The sequence below is a fragment of the Microcoleus sp. CZ3-B2 genome, assembly GCF_036705055.1.
Lineage (GTDB): Bacteria > Cyanobacteriota > Cyanobacteriia > Cyanobacteriales > Microcoleaceae > Microcoleus.
Genome location: NZ_JAUBTN010000001.1, coordinates 222053 through 238047, shown reverse-complemented (window position 1 = coordinate 238047; position 15995 = coordinate 222053). Strand labels below are relative to the sequence as shown.

General features: G+C 46.7%; 10 protein-coding genes. 3 read left to right on the top strand and 7 right to left on the bottom strand.

Annotated elements, in window-relative coordinates; genetic code table 11:
• Positions 1 to 65: 65 nt before the first annotated feature.
• From QUA97_RS01055 to QUA97_RS01040, 4 genes are all read right to left on the bottom strand, one after another.
• Positions 66 to 839 (bottom strand): Ig-like domain-containing protein, encoded by a 774-nt coding sequence (locus tag QUA97_RS01055; RefSeq protein WP_333192234.1) that lies wholly within the window; start codon positions 837 to 839, stop codon positions 66 to 68.
• A 158-nt stretch (positions 840 to 997) separates the two neighbouring features.
• The gene (locus tag QUA97_RS01050) at positions 998 to 2041 is read right to left on the bottom strand and encodes a tetratricopeptide repeat protein (RefSeq protein ID WP_333192230.1); all 1044 of its coding nucleotides are present in this window, start codon (positions 2039 to 2041) and stop codon (positions 998 to 1000) included.
• Positions 2042 to 2089: 48 nt separating this feature from the next.
• Positions 2090 to 2638 (bottom strand): tetratricopeptide repeat protein, encoded by a 549-nt coding sequence (locus QUA97_RS01045; RefSeq protein ID WP_333192227.1) that lies wholly within the window; start codon positions 2636 to 2638, stop codon positions 2090 to 2092.
• Positions 2639 to 2676: 38 nt separating this feature from the next.
• Entirely contained in the window at positions 2677 to 10389 is a 7713-nt protein-coding gene (locus QUA97_RS01040; protein ID WP_333192225.1) for a DUF4114 domain-containing protein, read from the bottom strand.
• 685 nt (positions 10390 to 11074) lie between these two features.
• Here QUA97_RS01040 and QUA97_RS01035 point away from each other — a divergent pair.
• Complete coding sequence (locus tag QUA97_RS01035) at positions 11075 to 11878, top strand: TPM domain-containing protein (RefSeq protein WP_194071138.1); 804 nt, start codon at positions 11075 to 11077, stop codon at positions 11876 to 11878.
• A gap of 505 nt (positions 11879 to 12383) precedes the next feature.
• Positions 12384 to 13007 (top strand): precorrin-8X methylmutase, encoded by a 624-nt coding sequence (locus QUA97_RS01030; RefSeq protein WP_194008779.1) that lies wholly within the window; start codon positions 12384 to 12386, stop codon positions 13005 to 13007.
• A 150-nt stretch (positions 13008 to 13157) separates the two neighbouring features.
• On the opposite strand, the gene QUA97_RS01025 is transcribed toward QUA97_RS01030, so the two are convergent.
• Positions 13158 to 13736 carry a hypothetical protein gene (locus QUA97_RS01025; protein ID WP_333192219.1) on the bottom strand — a complete coding sequence of 193 codons (579 nt, stop codon included), beginning with the start codon at positions 13734 to 13736 and terminating at the stop codon, positions 13158 to 13160.
• Between the two features lie 5 nt (positions 13737 to 13741).
• Between QUA97_RS01025 and QUA97_RS01020 the strand changes: the two genes are divergently transcribed.
• Positions 13742 to 13987 (top strand): hypothetical protein, encoded by a 246-nt coding sequence (locus QUA97_RS01020; RefSeq protein WP_333192216.1) that lies wholly within the window; start codon positions 13742 to 13744, stop codon positions 13985 to 13987.
• On the opposite strand, the gene QUA97_RS01015 is transcribed toward QUA97_RS01020, so the two are convergent.
• A complete protein-coding gene (locus tag QUA97_RS01015; RefSeq protein ID WP_194071134.1) occupies positions 13962 to 14669 on the bottom strand; it encodes a phosphate ABC transporter permease in 708 nt (235 codons plus the stop codon). The two genes, QUA97_RS01020 and QUA97_RS01015, sit on opposite strands and share 26 nt — an antisense overlap.
• Positions 14670 to 15166: 497 nt before the next feature.
• A complete protein-coding gene (dapB, locus tag QUA97_RS01010; protein WP_333192211.1) occupies positions 15167 to 15994 on the bottom strand; it encodes a 4-hydroxy-tetrahydrodipicolinate reductase in 828 nt (275 codons plus the stop codon).
• Position 15995: the final 1 nt, after the last annotated feature.

Sequence of the window (15995 nt, the reverse complement as noted above, 5' to 3'; positions counted from 1 at the left end):
TGACCCCATCTTTTTTTACCATAAATCGGTCAAACCTTTGTTAGCTATGGGTTTTAACGGGGTTGTCACCCCGTCAGGTTGGAGTTTAAGCCGAGGGACAGTTTCCTTGTTGCACCGGGTGTCAGGGAGACGGCATCTGGGTAGGGGTCTAGTCCGTACATTTCGGCTAGTATCTGATGCAATTGAGCGTCTGTTGTGGGTGCTGGCATCGTCCCAATCCGAATTGGGGTGACAGCTTGCAGGTTGTTTCGACTTGCGCTCAAAATCGAAGTGCCGTTGGTTAAACCTGTCACTTTCCCGGCTGCGTCTATTGGTGCTACTTCTGGATTTATTGAAGTGTAAGTTAGATAAGAATCTGGCAGCACTACACCTTTTTGGTCGGCAAAATCTCCGAGCACAACTAATTCCGTATTTTCTCCTGCATTGAGGCTCGGATTTCGCTTCACAAAATCTAGATTCAGCAGGGGAACGTCGCTGACATTGACTGTCACCCGCGCGGGAGTTGAACTCCCAAATGCGTCGCTGGCCAGGAAATCGAAGCTGGCAATTCCAGAGAAACCGGGTGCTGGTTTAAAGGATGCTTTGTTAGTTAAGGGATTGAAAATTACTGTGCCGTTTACTGGACCCTGGACGCTAATTGTTAGGGGGTCGCCCTCTGCATCTGTGGCAAGATTTTCTAATGAAATAGTTGTCTCTAATTCTGTATAAGTCCGAGCGCTTGTCGGTGAAACAACGGGCGGATTGTTGTCAGAATTCGGGGGATTGGCTTCGGCGAGCAATTGCTGTCCTAGAGTCGTATTGCGCCATTCTCTGTCAGGGTTGATGACTGTCCCAGTCACGGAAATTTAGGTAGTAAATCACTTACGTTCTTGAACGGAAAGGAAAATTAAGTCATGGCAATAGGATTGGGTAAGTTCTGAAGACCCGCAGGGTGTACGATCATCCCGCTGAGTTTAAGCGTATCTACCTCTACGACACATTGCACATAGAAGTTACTTTAATCTCGTCGCATATAATTTAAGTTCGATCGATCGCTCTCATTCTCGCGTCGCAGCTCTTCTTCCTCCTTAAGTATTTCAGAGTCATACCAACCCTTACCCTCGATATAAGTTTCGTAAGCCAAAAGAAACATTCTACGATCTTCAGCAGCAGCACTAATTACAGACCAATTATTCCTATTAAAATTCATCGAATAAAGCTGCTTGAGGTCGATTTCCCACGCGGGAATAGGCAGAGGCGGCCTATAAGAGGGAGGTTGCAGTAGCCACTCTTTCCTTGTAGCAAAAAGCTCTCTGCCCTTCTCGCCCAGACGGTTTTGATGAAGGGATGCTAGATCGAGTGCTTGCACAGCTTCATCGAACCGTTCAAAGGCTCGCAGCACAACCGCAAGTTGATAGAGCATTACTGGGTCAGTCGGATCGTACTTGAGGGCTTCTTGATAAATTGGTAGAACAAGGTGATAGCGTCCTTCCTTAAACCAGAAATGATTGGCTTTCTCAAATAGCTGTCTGGCGGACGGTCGCATATTGTTTAACATTGCTCGATCTCTGTGATTATTAAGTCGCGCATTTTCCCCTTCCCAAGTCTTTTGAGACTCAGAAAAGGGCAGGCTCCGATCGTAGGCAATTGCCGCCAAAAGAAACATTCTCCTCTCACTAGCAGCAATAGCAATTTCTAGCCACTCATTATAATGGAAACTTTTTGAGAGAAATTGTTTCAGGTCGATTTCTATGGCTGGTACGGGCAACGGCGGTGCATTATAGAGATGTTTCAGCAGCCATTTTTTCCTTTTCTCCAAAAGTTGTCTGCCTGTTTTGCTTAGAAGGATTTGGTGAAGGGATGCCATTTCGAGTGCAAGTGCTGCCTCATCGAAGCGATCGAACGCCCGCAAAACTACAGCCAGTTGATAGAGCATTACTGGGTCAGTGGGGTCGTACTTGAGGGCTTCTAGATAAAGCGGTAGGACAAGGTGATAGCATCCTTCTTCAAACCATAAATGATTGGCTTGCTCAAACAGCCTTCTGGCTTCTGCTGGGTTCATTTATCGAGTTTTCGCTCTGGAAACAAGGCGGGTTAACTGGCTTATTTTTTACTCTTTTGTTTCTGACCTCATCTGTTCCAAATCGCCAAAAGCCCCTTTGTTCTCCAGGTACATTTTGTGCCTGTCTTTCTCTGTATCGGGATCGGTAAACAGCATACTTCTCTCGTAAGCATCAGTAGCTAAGCTAAACATTCGGCGGGTCTCGGCAGCAAGTGCAACACCGTACCAGTCGCTATGGGAAAGACGCATTGACTCGAGCTTTTCTAAATCAATGGAGTCAGCCGGTATTGGCAGCGAACTTCTCCAAGGTGGCGGCTCAAACGGATCGAGTAGACTTTGTTTACCGTTAGCAAAGATTTCTTTGCCGCGCTCGCTCAGGCGCTCTTGATTCTGTTGAGCTAACTCCAATACTTCTCTCATTTCGTCAAACTTCTCAAAAGCCCACAGAACATTAGCTAACTGATACAGGATGACAGGATCTGTTGGATCGTGCTTCAATGCTTCTCGGTAGAGGGGAAGAACTTTATTGTACCGCCCTTCCCCAAACCAGAACCGATTCGCTTCATCAAATAACCGCCGTGCTTCTGCTTGATTCATTTTTCTCGGGTTTCTTTTAGATGAGGGTGGACTGGGAGTCATGGGTTCGGTTGATAGTAGTTCCTCAAGTATGTTTCTATTATGGACTCTACTTGCGATCGCACACCTTGATTGATAAGAGTTTCAGTTTGTCTGACCAACCCTGCAAGCGTAGCGCTTCGCTGCCCGTTTTGCTGTAGTAAATCCGAGTCATTACCCGGCAAACCTATGGCAAGATTTCTTAACCCAGTTGCTATGTTAACGGCTGATAAACGATTCTCAATAATTTCAGCAGCCTTGTTGAGCATATTGCGCGCCTCACCAACCTGGAGAATTAGAGTTGGCACGGCTCCTACTCTAGCATCTAATGCCGATCCTATTGCCTCCATCACGGCAAGTTCTTGGTTAACCCTAGCATGAGGTGATTCAAAAACTGGTTTTAGAGCCTCCATCGCCTCAATATTTCCAATCGACATAAAATAGTTAAAAGCGCGTTTTGCCGCCTTAAGATATTTTCCTTTTTTATCGATTAATTGGAGCGCGCTATTTCGCATGAGACTTGCATAATCCCCCAGTTTTTCCGCTGGGATCTTTTCGGGTTCGTCTATATAAGCGGTCTGGTATTCAGCACCACCGAGTCGAGTCAAGAAAAAGTCCTCCTCCTCTGTGATTTGTTGACTTAATAATAATTCTTCCTCGCCGATGGTTTGTCGAGTTGAAAATAGCTCTTCCCCTGTGGTGCTTTTTTTGGCAGTAATGTCCAGAATTTTTGAAATAGCAATAAAGCGATCTCCGTCAACTTTTGCCCGCCAAAACGTGTTGACATTTCCATTTCTAGAATTTAATTTTTCCAGCGCTGCGACCAGCTTATCGTATTTCTCTCCACTGGCAAGTTCCTCAAAAGATAAAGTTCTCTTGGGTTTATTATTTCCATCAAGTCCGTCCTCCAGAGTATTGATAATAAGTCCTTGGAATTCCAAATTCGGATTATTACGGGTACGTGTTACAAATTCTACAATGGTGTTAGCAGCAGCTTTAGCGGCATTGTTACTATTAGGAGCCTCGATCTCAAACTTTTCAGAAAAATCAATATCCCCTGGGTAAGGTTGAACGCGACCCTGTACGGTACTGCCACCAACTCCCAACGTCGTGGCAAGTGTGGTTCCTGGTGGCAAGTTAGTTGGCCGAGCGCGGATGTCTTCACCAAGAGAAAATACAGATGGTGAAACAGGAGCCAATTTCCATATAACAGAAGTAGTGCCGTAAAAAGTCTGATCCAACTCTTCTCCCTGCGTAAATTTGTAAATTCCATTTTTTCCGTCAATGGGTTCAATTACGCCATTATCAGCTTGCTCTTCTTGCACAACTTTTAGCAAAGCTATTTTCATATTGCTCTGATGTTTAGCAATGTTCCTATCAATTATTTCCTTTTCTGCATCACTTGCATTCTCGCGCCTGCGGAGTTCGTTCGCGATTTTTCGGCTAATTTCCTGCACTTCCTCGCGCGGAGTTTCAGTTATTATCGGGCTTGCTGCCATTCCCCAAGGAGTTCCAGCAGTCCCGATCGGACTGTGCTTGCTATCAAACACACCGTATAAAAACTGGTTGCGAGACCAATCCCCCGTAACAATCCCATAGTCAGCAGCGATACTAATTGCTGGGTTAATATCGTCAATTGGAACGCTTTGGAATTTACTCGAGCTGACCGGACGGCTCGTGGCAGGATTGAAGTAAGGCGATTTGACACCTCTGTTGAGGTTGTCGATTTTGAAATTTCCAGGGTTTTCCAGAGTTCTGATAATTTCCTCGACATCGAAGACATAGACACCCCCGCCGCCACTCTCGCTGGGATAGGAAGCATAGAGGTATTTGTTATCGTTAGAAAGTACCAAGTCAGTGGTTGCCCCTTTCGGTATCGGTCGAGTTGCCGCCACCAGTTTCGGAGTGGGTCCAAACGGGTCTTTAATGATGCCGATATTGCTTCCTGCTTGCACCCCGTCTATGCTTTCAACTCCGGTTTGCAAACTGTCGTTTTTCGCGGCCACAAACGCATAGGACCCATCGCGCATCACCGTGACAGCCACCGCCCGATTGACATCAAAGTAATCTAGGGAACCGCCCATTAGGGGGTCACCCAAACTTAGCGCCACATAATCGTTGGCAGTAGCGACAAAGCTAGTGGGATCGTCGTTGGTAATTGTTAATACGCCAAAGCCCTTACTATCATTACCGGTGTTAGTAAACGTCATCCGATTCGGATAGGCGGTAGCAGCCATTCCCTGCACCCCAGCAAAAGTATTTACCACACCAATCTCCTGATGCCACTTGCGGGGGTTCTGGCTTGGATCGAGGGGTTGGTCTTCAGGATCGATATTCACCGCGAAAATCTGGTTAGTTAGGGGGCTTGGTGCAGCGGCGAAGAGCTTGCGTCCGTCACTGCTAATAGCTATTTCATTCAACCCACCCGTTACTGAGCTTAGGGAGATAGTCTGGATGACCTGATGGTATTCTTCGGAGAAGGGGTCGATGTCCAGGACATAAATGTTTCCTAGCTTCCTATCAGATATATAGGCGTATTGGTTGCGGGGGTCGATCGCAATTGACCGAGGCGTTGCACCGCTAGGCAAATCGATCGGGTTGATGCCGGGAGTATCTGGTTTGGTGTCCACCTGTTGCAAAACCATCGGATCGACCAATGCCACACGACCAGACTCCTCCAGGATTACGTAAACGCGGGTTCCGTCACTCGTCACAGCTAAGTCTCGCGGGCTGTCGCTCTTCTCATCTCCCACAGGAATGGTAGAAAGCAGTAAATTAGAACTGCTAGAAGCTGCCACAACTGACTCGGGATCGGTACCGTCTAAAACTGCGACAGCATCAGCACCTTTTAGCGCTGCAAAAACATACTCAGTTCCAGTGTCCAGCCAAATGGGATTGCTGTTGTATTCGATCTCCTCATACACTGGTTCCGTCAGGTTCTGATCGACCAGTTGATTCTGCCGTCTGGATAAGGAAATGTAAGACTCGCCCAAAACTACAGTATTAGGTACTTTAACTGCCACTTCAAACTGGTTGTCTCCCAAAGTTGCGCTAAGGTTGGGCAATACTGCCTGCTCGTAAACGCGATCGCCAACGTAGAATTTAACAACTAAGTCTTCGATCCGGCTGCCCAAAGGATCGCCCAAATTGTTCGCCAGAACGTTACTGGCTTTGAGGAAAAGAATCGGTTCGTTACCCTCAAAGGGTTGATTGTTTTCGTCTTTGAACTTCAGAGAGGCTGCTTGAAGTTTAGGTGCGGCTGCGGAATTGGAAGCTGCTGGTGTTGGTATATTTAGGTTGGCTTCCAAAGTCGCAACGCCGTTTGAGTTTCGTTGGACGCCCAACTCAGTAACTATTGGCAATCCGACTTTAGGGATCGCGATTACTTTGACTGAAGAGATGTCGTCAGAAACTGTAAACCCAAAATTGGTGACAAAGTTGCTTGGATCTATTAACTGACCGATACCCCCCAAGGGGTCAATGATGCCAAAAAATGCTAGGGGGAAATCATAGTTAATGGTTAGCTTGCCTTTAACTAATGTGGCACTGCCAGTTGGACTTGAATAGACAACCATATATTCGCCTGGCCTGACAACCCCTGGATAGGGTGGCGAAGAGGTACGAATCGTGCCGTCATCCCCAACTACACCAGATTCTTCTTGAAGCCAGATTGGTTTCCAGACACCAGTTTCATCCGGTAACGCACCCTTCCGCATGAAGTAGACCTCAGTTCCCGCAGGTAAGCCCTCTGGTGCTGGCACCGCTAATTGAACGGGCTGTTCCAGAGAGTTATCGCCAAAGTTCAAATTAAAAGCCCCGGCAAACTCAAATCCAGTCGGGACTGGCAGCGATAACTCGGAACGATTTTTTGAGGCAATGCTGACATTTGTATCGCTGTTCAAAGCGCCGGGAGGCATCATCACCATAAGTTCTCCGTCGCTTGAGAGGACGACGCCGCCAGCAGCCCCCACGGTTGCAGGCCCGCTTCGCGGCGCTTCTACTCGCACTGGAATTGTTGCTTCTGCTGCACCGTAAATCGCAGTCACCGCAGCATCGCCAACGCCGACTGCTGTAATAGTGCCGTCGGGACTGACCCTCAAGATGTTGCTGTTGTTGCTAAAATAGCGCGTACCCGTACTGGCTGCGGTTAAGTTGACCTCGCTCAACCCAGGGTTCAAGCCGAGGGAGAGTTTTCGGGTTGCACCAACAGATAGGGAGACGGCATCTGGGTATGGGTCTAGTCCGTATAGTTCGGCTAGTATCTGATGCAGTTGAGCGTCTGTTGTGGGTGCTGGCATCGTCCCAATTCGGATTGGGGTGACTGCTTGCAGGTTGTTGCGACTCGCGCTCAAAATTGAAGTGCCGTTGACCAAACCTGTCACTTTCCCTGTTGGATCAATTGGTGCTACTTCTGGATTGAATGAAGTGTAAGTTAGATAAGAATCTGGCAGCACTACACCTTTTTGGTCGGCAAAATCTCCGAGCACAACTAATTCCGTATTTTCTCCTGCATTGAGGCTCGGATTTCGCTTCACAAAATCTAGATTCAGCAGCGGAACGTCGCTGACATTGACTGTCACCCGCGCGGGCGTTGAACTCCCAAAAGCGTCGCTGGCAAGGAAATCAAAGCTGGCAATTCCAGAGAAACCAGTTGCTGGTTTAAAGGATGCTTTGTTCGTTAAGGGATTGAAAATTACTGTGCCGTTTACTGGACCCTGGACGCTAATTGTTAGGGGGTCGCCCTCTGCATCTGTGGCAAGATTGTCTAATGAAATAGTTGTCTCTAATTCTGTATAAGTCCGAGTGCTTGTTGGTGAAACAACGGGCGGATTGTTGTCAGAATTCGGGGGATTGGCTTCGGCGAGCAATTGTTGTCCTAGAGTCGTATTGCGCCATTCTCTGTCAGGATTGATGACTGTATCTAGCAGGGGTGCGTTTCCTGTTGCGCCACTAATTTTAAAGATTAGGTCATTGTAATCTCTGTCCGAGTTAGGAGGCGACATATCTTCCAGGGCAAAGGTGTTGCCGCTGCCGGTAATGTCGGCTATTTGTAGCAGATGAGCGGTATCGTTGGGATTGGCTGTGGCGATACTAAATAAGGGACGATTTTCGGGGAACAAATTTCCCGAATATGAGGATTGAAGCGATGACTGTACTGTACCATTGGGGACTAACATGACGGCAAACGTGTCGCCTGGTAGCATGGAGAAAGTTTTGATACCCTGATATTCGCCGCTGTCCCAGTCTCCGTCGAAGGGCATCGCACCGGTGAATTTTGCCCCTTCTATGCTGTCGCTAATTACAATGTGTCCGTTTGTGGAATTGCTTAAAACTCTACGGGATGCTTCGGCAATGAATTCTGGAGTTCCGGGTATAAATGCGGACATTCCAGCCAGGCTGAAAATGCCGAGTTCGCCTTCGTAGCCGCCGCCGTCAAATACATAGTCGAATCTGACTTTTCCTTGGTTATCTACAAGAAAAGTCCCGGGGATTGGTAAATTGGCTGTTGTTGTTATTGATAAATTTCTTGGGGGATTGGTATTGGTTTGGAAGTTGCCAGCACCCTGTGTTGAATTGGGCTGATATTCTGCAATATCGTCTGAGAAGAGAGCAGATTTTTCGGTTACTGACGCTAGCAAACCGCTGGTTATCTCTGCGGATTCCGGCGCAATTTCAGTATCAGAATCCGCAGGTAGAACAGCGACAGTTTCTGTTGGATTTGAATTGCTATTATAATTGTTTGAAGTCGGTTCGGGTGGGGATTTAAGAGTTGAGGGTGAAACGGTTGTTTCGACTTCGGCTATCAGTGCCGTACCTGCTGTTGTTTCTGATGGATTTGAGAATAGTGCTGGTATTGAATTATCGGTTTGTATGTGTTGATTCGAGTTGGAAATTAGCGAGTCTGATTCGAGAGAATTAACAGTAATAGCTGGGGTTTGATCGGTTTCAAGTTTTGCTATGAAGGCAACAGTAATATCCAGTTTTATTGTACCAGCAGTGAATTCTGCGGGAGCTAGCGAATCTGTTTTTGTTGGGAATTGTTCGGTTTCTAATTCTGCTGTTATTTCAGCGACAGGGATATTATGTTCAACCGTATCATCCGCTTCGGGTACGGCAATAATTGACTCGTTTTTTGTGGGCAGTTGTTCGGTTTCAAGTTCTCCTGTTATTTGAGCGACAGGGATGTCCAGAACCACCGTACCAGAATTGATTTCTGCGGTAATAATCGACTTGTTTTTTGTTGGCAATTGTTCGGATGCGGTAGAAACATTGGAGTGGGTTTCTTTTGGTGATTGTTCGCCAACATTAGAGACAAGCGAGTCTGTTTTGGCAGGAGATTGTGACGCAAGTGGAGCGATAACTGACTCTGTTTCTGCGGGGGGTTGAGAAATGCTTGCAGTTGCAGTTTGGTCGGTTTTAATTGATTCAGCATCTGCTGATTGATTGACAATAGATTCTGTTTGAACTGGCTGTTTAAGTTCCGAAACTGAGTCAGTATTGTTCGGAGATTTTTCTGGGGTTTGAACTGCTGTCGCTGTCGTCACCGCTACATTTTCACTGGCTGCTGTTTTTGGTATTGCAGCAGGTTCGGTTTTTAATGGGTCAACTTTTTCGGAATCATTCTGTTTGTCAGCTAAAGCTTGACTGGCAGTTTGTACTGGGTTTGTGGAATCGGTTGAGTTGACTTCTGGGTTGATATTAGTGTCAGGTAAAACAGGGTTAGATGCGGGTGGAATTAATGGGGCTGTTGGGGGCTGTGTTGTCAGCGGTTCTTGAGAATCTGAAGTGGGTTTTTCGGTCGGTATTGCATCGACTGTTGGGGATTTTTTGTCTGAGTCTATCAGGGTGCTAGCTTCGGCAAGTGGAAGCTGTTTCTCTGAGTTTTTTGTTTCGGAAGTTGAAGGAATTGGAGCTGTTTTATCGGAGTCTATTTTGTCGGAAACTTCGGCAGTACGAGATGGTTCGCCTGAGTTGGTTTTCTCCACAATTGTGGAGTTTTGAGATTGCTTGTCTGAGTCTATCTTGTCGTCAGCTTTGGCAACTGGGGACTGTTTGTCTGTAGAGGTTTTATCGGTTGAGGGTATGTTTGGGCTAGCCGCAATAGTTTCGGTTAAATTTGTTAATGCAATAGTTTCGGATTTTTCTGATGAAGTTGTACTGCGATCTGGTATTATGGTTGATGCAGTTGCAGGTGATGTTTTGTTGGGTTCTGATTCGCTTTTGAGTGTAGCCTCTGACGATAAGGGTGTTTTTTTATCTTCGGGTTTTGAACTTGTTTCAGGGGTTGCGGGTAATGGTGTTTTGGGAGAAGCTTTTTCGCTCGTTGTGGATGTAGTTATAACGGGTGAGGTTATTGGATTCGGGTTGGTCAGGGAATCTCCTGAGTCTGAGTCGAGTTTACCAATTAGGGGGTCAATTTCAGAATTTGCTGCATCTCTGGGGTTGCTGTTAGTTCTGAGCTCGCTGATGGTAGCAGAAGGTATGCTGTGAATATCGGAGGCTTTGTTAGTAATAAAAGCATCGGTTTCGGCTCGACTGAATTCGGATTGTGGCGGCTTTGCGGTTTCTATTAAGTTAGGTTGTTCGGAGTTTTCAGAAGAGCCGGGAGTTTGATATAATAAGGTTTTGTGAGTCGGAATTCCCGGCAGTTGTGGGGCGAAAGTTGGGGCAAGTCCGGGAATTAAGGATTCCACTTCTATTAAAGGTTCTCCAATCGGGTCTGTTAAAGGCACTCGCTTGCACTCCTTGAGAAATGGTTAATTTCTTTTAATTCATTCTTCAGCGGTTACTCATCATTATCGGCTTGACTCGATTATAAATATATTCGGAAAAATACAGAATTTCATATTTTTTTTGGGTGTTGGTAGTCTGTTTGATTTCCCGTATATTGACTGAGAGTTTTTGTGTTTATGCTGAATTTTTATGAAGGTAAGTTTTTTGAGGCAGGAAAATACTTAAATAACCGATCGCACATACGGTCTCTCTTTGTTACGATCGGCTTCTATTATTAATAGTCCGGGACGCACTCCTACCAAAGAAACCGGGTTTTTTACCTCATCTGCTGCTCTCCGTGAAGTATTCTCCTAAAAAAACCCGGTTTCGCACGGGCCCCGATGCGTAAGTCCCGATCAATTAACGGAACTGCGATCGCACCTTAGATGAAAATAGAAGGAGACGGACAACCCAAGATACTCGCCCCGTCAGGAAATCGAGCTCTTGTTTAATGACCGTTGGCCCCCGATCGCGCGCCTCTACAGTTAATTGTCAGCCCCTTCCCCGATCGCAAACTTTCTTCCCCCAACTCTTCCCCTTGCTCTCGCCTTCCTGTAAAGTAAATAATTGTAAAGAAATATTAGTTTTCTCTTATCCCTTGGTTAAGACCGCCAGCTACCATTGATACCTGAATTAGAAATTCCTATGTCACAGCTTTTCCCCCGCAAATTTCTAGCCTCTGCTGCTGCCTTTTTCCTGGCTTTGTCCCTGTGGACGATCGCACCTGCAGCCCACGCTTTCAACAATCCCGATTTGTTGCCAGAAATTCAGACACCAATCATTGACCTAGCTAAAGCCCTTACGGATATTGAAGAAGAGGATTTGGCAAAAAATTTAAATGAATTTGAGACGGAAACCGGCTGGAAGCTGCGAGTGCTGACTCAGTACGATCGCACGCCCGGTTTAGCTGTCAAAAGTTATTGGGGCTTGGATAGCAAGAGCGTGTTGCTAGTTGCTGACCCCCGAGGGGGCAATTTGCTCAATTTTAATGTCGGCGACTCGCTGTATCCGCTGCTGCCGCGCAGTTTTTGGGTGGAACTGCAAACTCGCTACGGCAATCAGTTTTTTGTCCGGGAAAATGGCGAAGATCGATCGATCATTGAATCTTTAGAGTCGATACAAGGCTGTTTGCGTCAGGGGGGGTGTCGCGTGGTTCCCGGTTTGCCGAGGGAACAGTGGGTTCTGACATTAATTTCATCGGTGCTCGGCGGGGTGATCTGCGGGTTTGCCGCTCAGCCCCGGAAACCCGGACAGCTTGTGGCTTGGCAGTGGGCGCTGATTTTTTCGCCGCTGTGGGGGATTCTGTTTTTAGCTTTCGGAATTGGGCCTGTGGTGACTCGGACTTCTGACTGGTTGCCTTTGACTCGAAATGTGGCCGGTTTTGCGATCGGGGCTTTGGTAGCATTCTTAACTCCGGTTTTGGGCAAGTCTCCTTCTGAGGAAAATTAGTTTTTTAGGAGTCATCAGTCATTCGTCATTAGTCATCAGTCATTAGTGCTGTCCCCGCGATCGAACGTCATCAGTCATCAGTCAATAGCGTGACTTTTAGAAACCGAGTTTTTTATGGAATCTGGGGGCGGCAACGAAGTTAACTCGTCAACAAACCCGGTTTCTCAGCCTCGCGCGCAAGTCCAAAGAAACCGGGTTTTTTAGCTTTTTTGTCGGCTGTAACGAAGTATTGCTGTGAAAAAACCCGGTTTCTAGACACCCTGCGTAATTTTTGAAACCCTTGATTAGACTGCTTCTTCCTTTTTTCTTCCTGATGACGTTGGACGGAAAGCTCGGGGGAACAGCACTAATAACGTTGGACGTTGGACGTTGGACGTTGGACGGAAAGCTCGGGGGGGACAGCACTAATGACTAATGACTAATGACTAATGACTTCTTCCTTCCGTTCTGACAAAAAGCTGGTAAGCTGATACTTGATAATTCACAGGCGACAGCTATCCAACAAATGGAATGGCACGTAAGCGATGCCCAGAGTCTGGGATTAATCGATAGCGAAATTGGCGACCACGGTTTTTCAGCGGCGGAGTACGAAATAGTCCGGCGCGTGATCTATGCGACTGCTGATTTTGAGTACAAGTCTTTAATTAGTTTTTCCGATCAGGCTTTGCAAGCCGGGGCGGCGGCTTTGGCTGCTCGAACTACGATCGTAGTAGATGTACCGATGGTTCAGGTGGGCATTACTCCACAAATTCAAAGTACCTTTGCTAATCCGGTTTATTGTTCGATGGAGGCTTTGACGCGCCCTCAAAAGGAAAAGACGCGGGCGGCTTGGGGGATTGAAACTTTGGCTAAACGCTATCCTGAAGGGATTTTTGTCGTCGGCCAGGCTCAAACTGCTTTGTCGGCCCTCGTTGATTTGATTGAGGCTGAGGAAATTCGACCAGCTTTGGTGATTGGGACTCCTTCTGGGTTTGTGGGGGTTGATGTGGCGAAGTCGCGACTGAACGATTCGATGGTTCCTCACATTCGGATTGAGGGGCGCAAGGGTTCGGCGGTGGTGGCTGTGGCGATTATGAACGGGTTGGTGGATTTGGCTTGGCAAGCCTACGGCCAAGAGGGGAACAGTTGATCGAGTAGTCGGCAGTCATTAGTCCTCAGTCATGATTGTGGGAGCGATCGCACCTCACAGTAGCGTCAGAGTAAGGTGCGTCGCCCCCTACAATCTGCAAGGATCGATCGCGCATCTGAGGGCGGCGCACCCGACAAACCCTACACCACCCTATGAAGGTGGCAACTGCTGCTTGATTTTAGCTAGTAGATGCTTGAATTTGACACCAAACATCAAGACAAACCAGACTGCACCACCAGCACCCAAACTAATCAACAGTACCAAAACAAAAGGATGAATTTCTACATTGGTTAGTAACGGCCAGTAAAATTTGCGATCGGGCGCGTCTTGTTCGATCAGATAAGGAGCGCCACCAGCCACTACGCCCACAACTCCTAAACCAAAACCTACTATTTGAATTGTTGCTTCTAATTTTGCGTCGCGATAAGCTTCTTCGATCGCCACAAGGCCTCGAATTGCTTCCATTGCTTTGTCTAGCAAGCCGATGCCGTGTTTGAAATAGCCTAAGTCAAATTTGATTTGTTCGCTGAACTGCGGGCAATTTTTTTTGCTGAATAATTCTAGGAAGCTCAAATTAGCATCACTATCATTATAAGTTTTTTGAGACTTGATGTCAAGACTTATTTCATTTAATTTATCTGTGTAATTTTGGGCATTAATGGCGATCGTATTTTGCCGATTTTCCAGATCGATCGGCAATCGAGTATACTCTACAGCGCGCGGCGGCATCTCAATTGTCTGACTTTCCAGATACTCTAATTTCTTGGGCTTTAAACCCGCAATCTGGCCTCAGCTATCAGCGAGAGAAACTACAGGTTTTCGGAGTAAAAACCCGGTTTCTGGGTGAGTGGCTGGGGCTGAAGAAACCGGGTTTTTATGGAGGTTTAGGGTGGGTGGTGAATGTTTGGGAGAAAAACCCGGTTTCTGGGTGGCTGGGGTTGGGGAATTTGTTGTTTAATAATCGGCGGTTCGTCTTTTGACTTCTCTGTTTTGATTGTTGGTATCCCGCCCTTTTTTTCTACCTTTTTTAATTTGCTGGCTCATTTCTACAAACAAATCTCTGCGTAAATAAGGATAGTCGCTTACCCACACGTCGCGGCTGGGAATGTAAATGTCGGAAACTTTGGCAATTGTACCCAAGTCTTCTATATCTGACATGATTAACATTAATGCTGCTTGGCCGGGAACAATTCCCTGATGTTCTTTGCGTAAGGGGGCTCGCAGTGTGGTAGTAAATCCGGTTTTGTCACCAATTTCTAAGTTGATTCGGGGTTCTAGGTTGTCGATTATTACGAGTTGTCCTTTTTGATTGACTGTTTCTTCTTGACTGGTGATTTCATCTGTGATATAAATATCCAAAATTCGTCCTTGCCAAAAACCACAATATTTATGTTTGCGGCATTGTGCATTCCGCAAACTTGCCCACAAAATCGGGCCCCACAGCCAGTACAAACCTGCGATTAATCCGGTAATTAAAACTAGGGGCCCGACATCGGAACCGACGAAGCTATAGATGACTAGCACCAAAATTACGCTGACTGCTGAGATTAACATTCGCCTGAGAAAGTCGGGGGGTTTTCCCCACATATATTTGTATTGCACTCCGGTGGCGACGGCGGGAATTAGTTCTTGAAATGTTTCGCGGGTTAAGGGAATTAGCATAGGAAGAGGGAAGAAGGAAGTTCGGCAACGAGCAATGTACGGGATGTAACGGATGTAACGGATGTAACGGATGTAAGTCCGTCGGAAGAGGTCCGAGGGAAGAAGTTATTGGTTATTGGTTATTGGTTATTGGTTATTGGTTATTGGTTATTGGTTATTGGTTATTAGTTATTGGGTATTGGTTATTGGTTATTAGTTATTGGTTATTGGTTATTGGTTATTAGTGCTGTCCTCGCTGAGCTTTCCGTCCAATGTCATCAGGAAGAGGGAAGAAGGAATAAACTAATCACCCTACAATAACTCTATCGCCCCTAGCCCCCCTTAATAAGGAGGGACAAAATTCAGATCGAAGTTCGTCTTTTTAAGGGAGATTTAGGGGGTTCTAGACTTGACCATAAGGGAGATTCATCAAATGTTTAAGGCGATTGTCGAAACCAATAATAACTATCAACTGACTACTGATAACTGTCAACTGACAACTGTCAACTGACAACTAATTACAGGATTTTTTCTAATCCGTAAACGAGCGATCGCAATTCTATGATTTTTCGCACTGATAACAAAACTCCGGGCATATAACAAGCGCGATCGCTGGTATCGTGTCGTAATGTATAAACTTGACCAGGGCCGCCAAAAATTACTTCTTGGTGGGCAATTAAACCGGGTAAACGGATGCTGTGAATCCGAATTCCTTCGTCGGCTAAAGAGCCTCTGGCACCGGGCAATTTTTCGGTTTCTTCTACTTGGGCGGGATTGAACGTTTTCCCCATTTCTGCTAGCATTTGGGCGGTTTGGATGGCTGTGCCGCTGGGAGCGTCGGCTTTTTGATTGTGGTGGAGTTCGATAATTTCTACGTGTTCAAAATATTGAGATGCTGTGACGGCGGCTTGTTGCAGCAGCACCATGCCGATCGAGAAATTGGGTACAATCAAACAACCTATGCTGGCTTTGTCGGCAAATTCCGCTAGGTTTTGAATTTGTGCGGTACTCAATCCGGTAGTACCTACTACGGGCCGTATACCGTAGGCAATAGCCGATCGCACGTTTTCGTAAACTGACGAAGGGTGCGTAAAGTCCACCATCACGCCTAACTGCTTTTCCTGAGCGGCTAAGGCCAGCATTCCTTGCAAGTCGTCGGTGATGGGAACTTCTAACGGGCCGCACCCGGCTAATTCTCCCGCATCGGCGTTGAGGGACTCAGGAGAGCGGTCTACAGCGCCAAATAAGGTCATGTCGCTAGCACTGGCGATCGCCTTAATTACTTCGCGGCCCATCTTGCCGCCAGCACCGTTAACAATCACCGGAATCGGAAGTTGATTGGCCATA

What these genes read in the sequence shown, in the direction of transcription:
- QUA97_RS01050 (WP_333192230.1), bottom strand. Translation starts at nt 2,041, where the DNA reads ATGAACCCAGCAGAAGCCAGAAGGCTGTTTGAGCAAGCCAATCATTTA.
- QUA97_RS01045 (WP_333192227.1), bottom strand. Translation starts at nt 2,638, where the DNA reads ATGAATCAAGCAGAAGCACGGCGGTTATTTGATGAAGCGAATCGGTTC.
- QUA97_RS01035 (WP_194071138.1), top strand. Translation starts at nt 11,075, where the DNA reads ATGTCACAGCTTTTCCCCCGCAAATTTCTAGCCTCTGCTGCTGCCTTT.
- QUA97_RS01030 (WP_194008779.1), top strand. Translation starts at nt 12,384, where the DNA reads ATGGAATGGCACGTAAGCGATGCCCAGAGTCTGGGATTAATCGATAGC.
- QUA97_RS01025 (WP_333192219.1), bottom strand. Translation starts at nt 13,736, where the DNA reads ATGCCGCCGCGCGCTGTAGAGTATACTCGATTGCCGATCGATCTGGAA.
- QUA97_RS01015 (WP_194071134.1), bottom strand. Translation starts at nt 14,669, where the DNA reads ATGCTAATTCCCTTAACCCGCGAAACATTTCAAGAACTAATTCCCGCC.
- dapB (WP_333192211.1), bottom strand. Translation starts at nt 15,994, where the DNA reads ATGGCCAATCAACTTCCGATTCCGGTGATTGTTAACGGTGCTGGCGGC.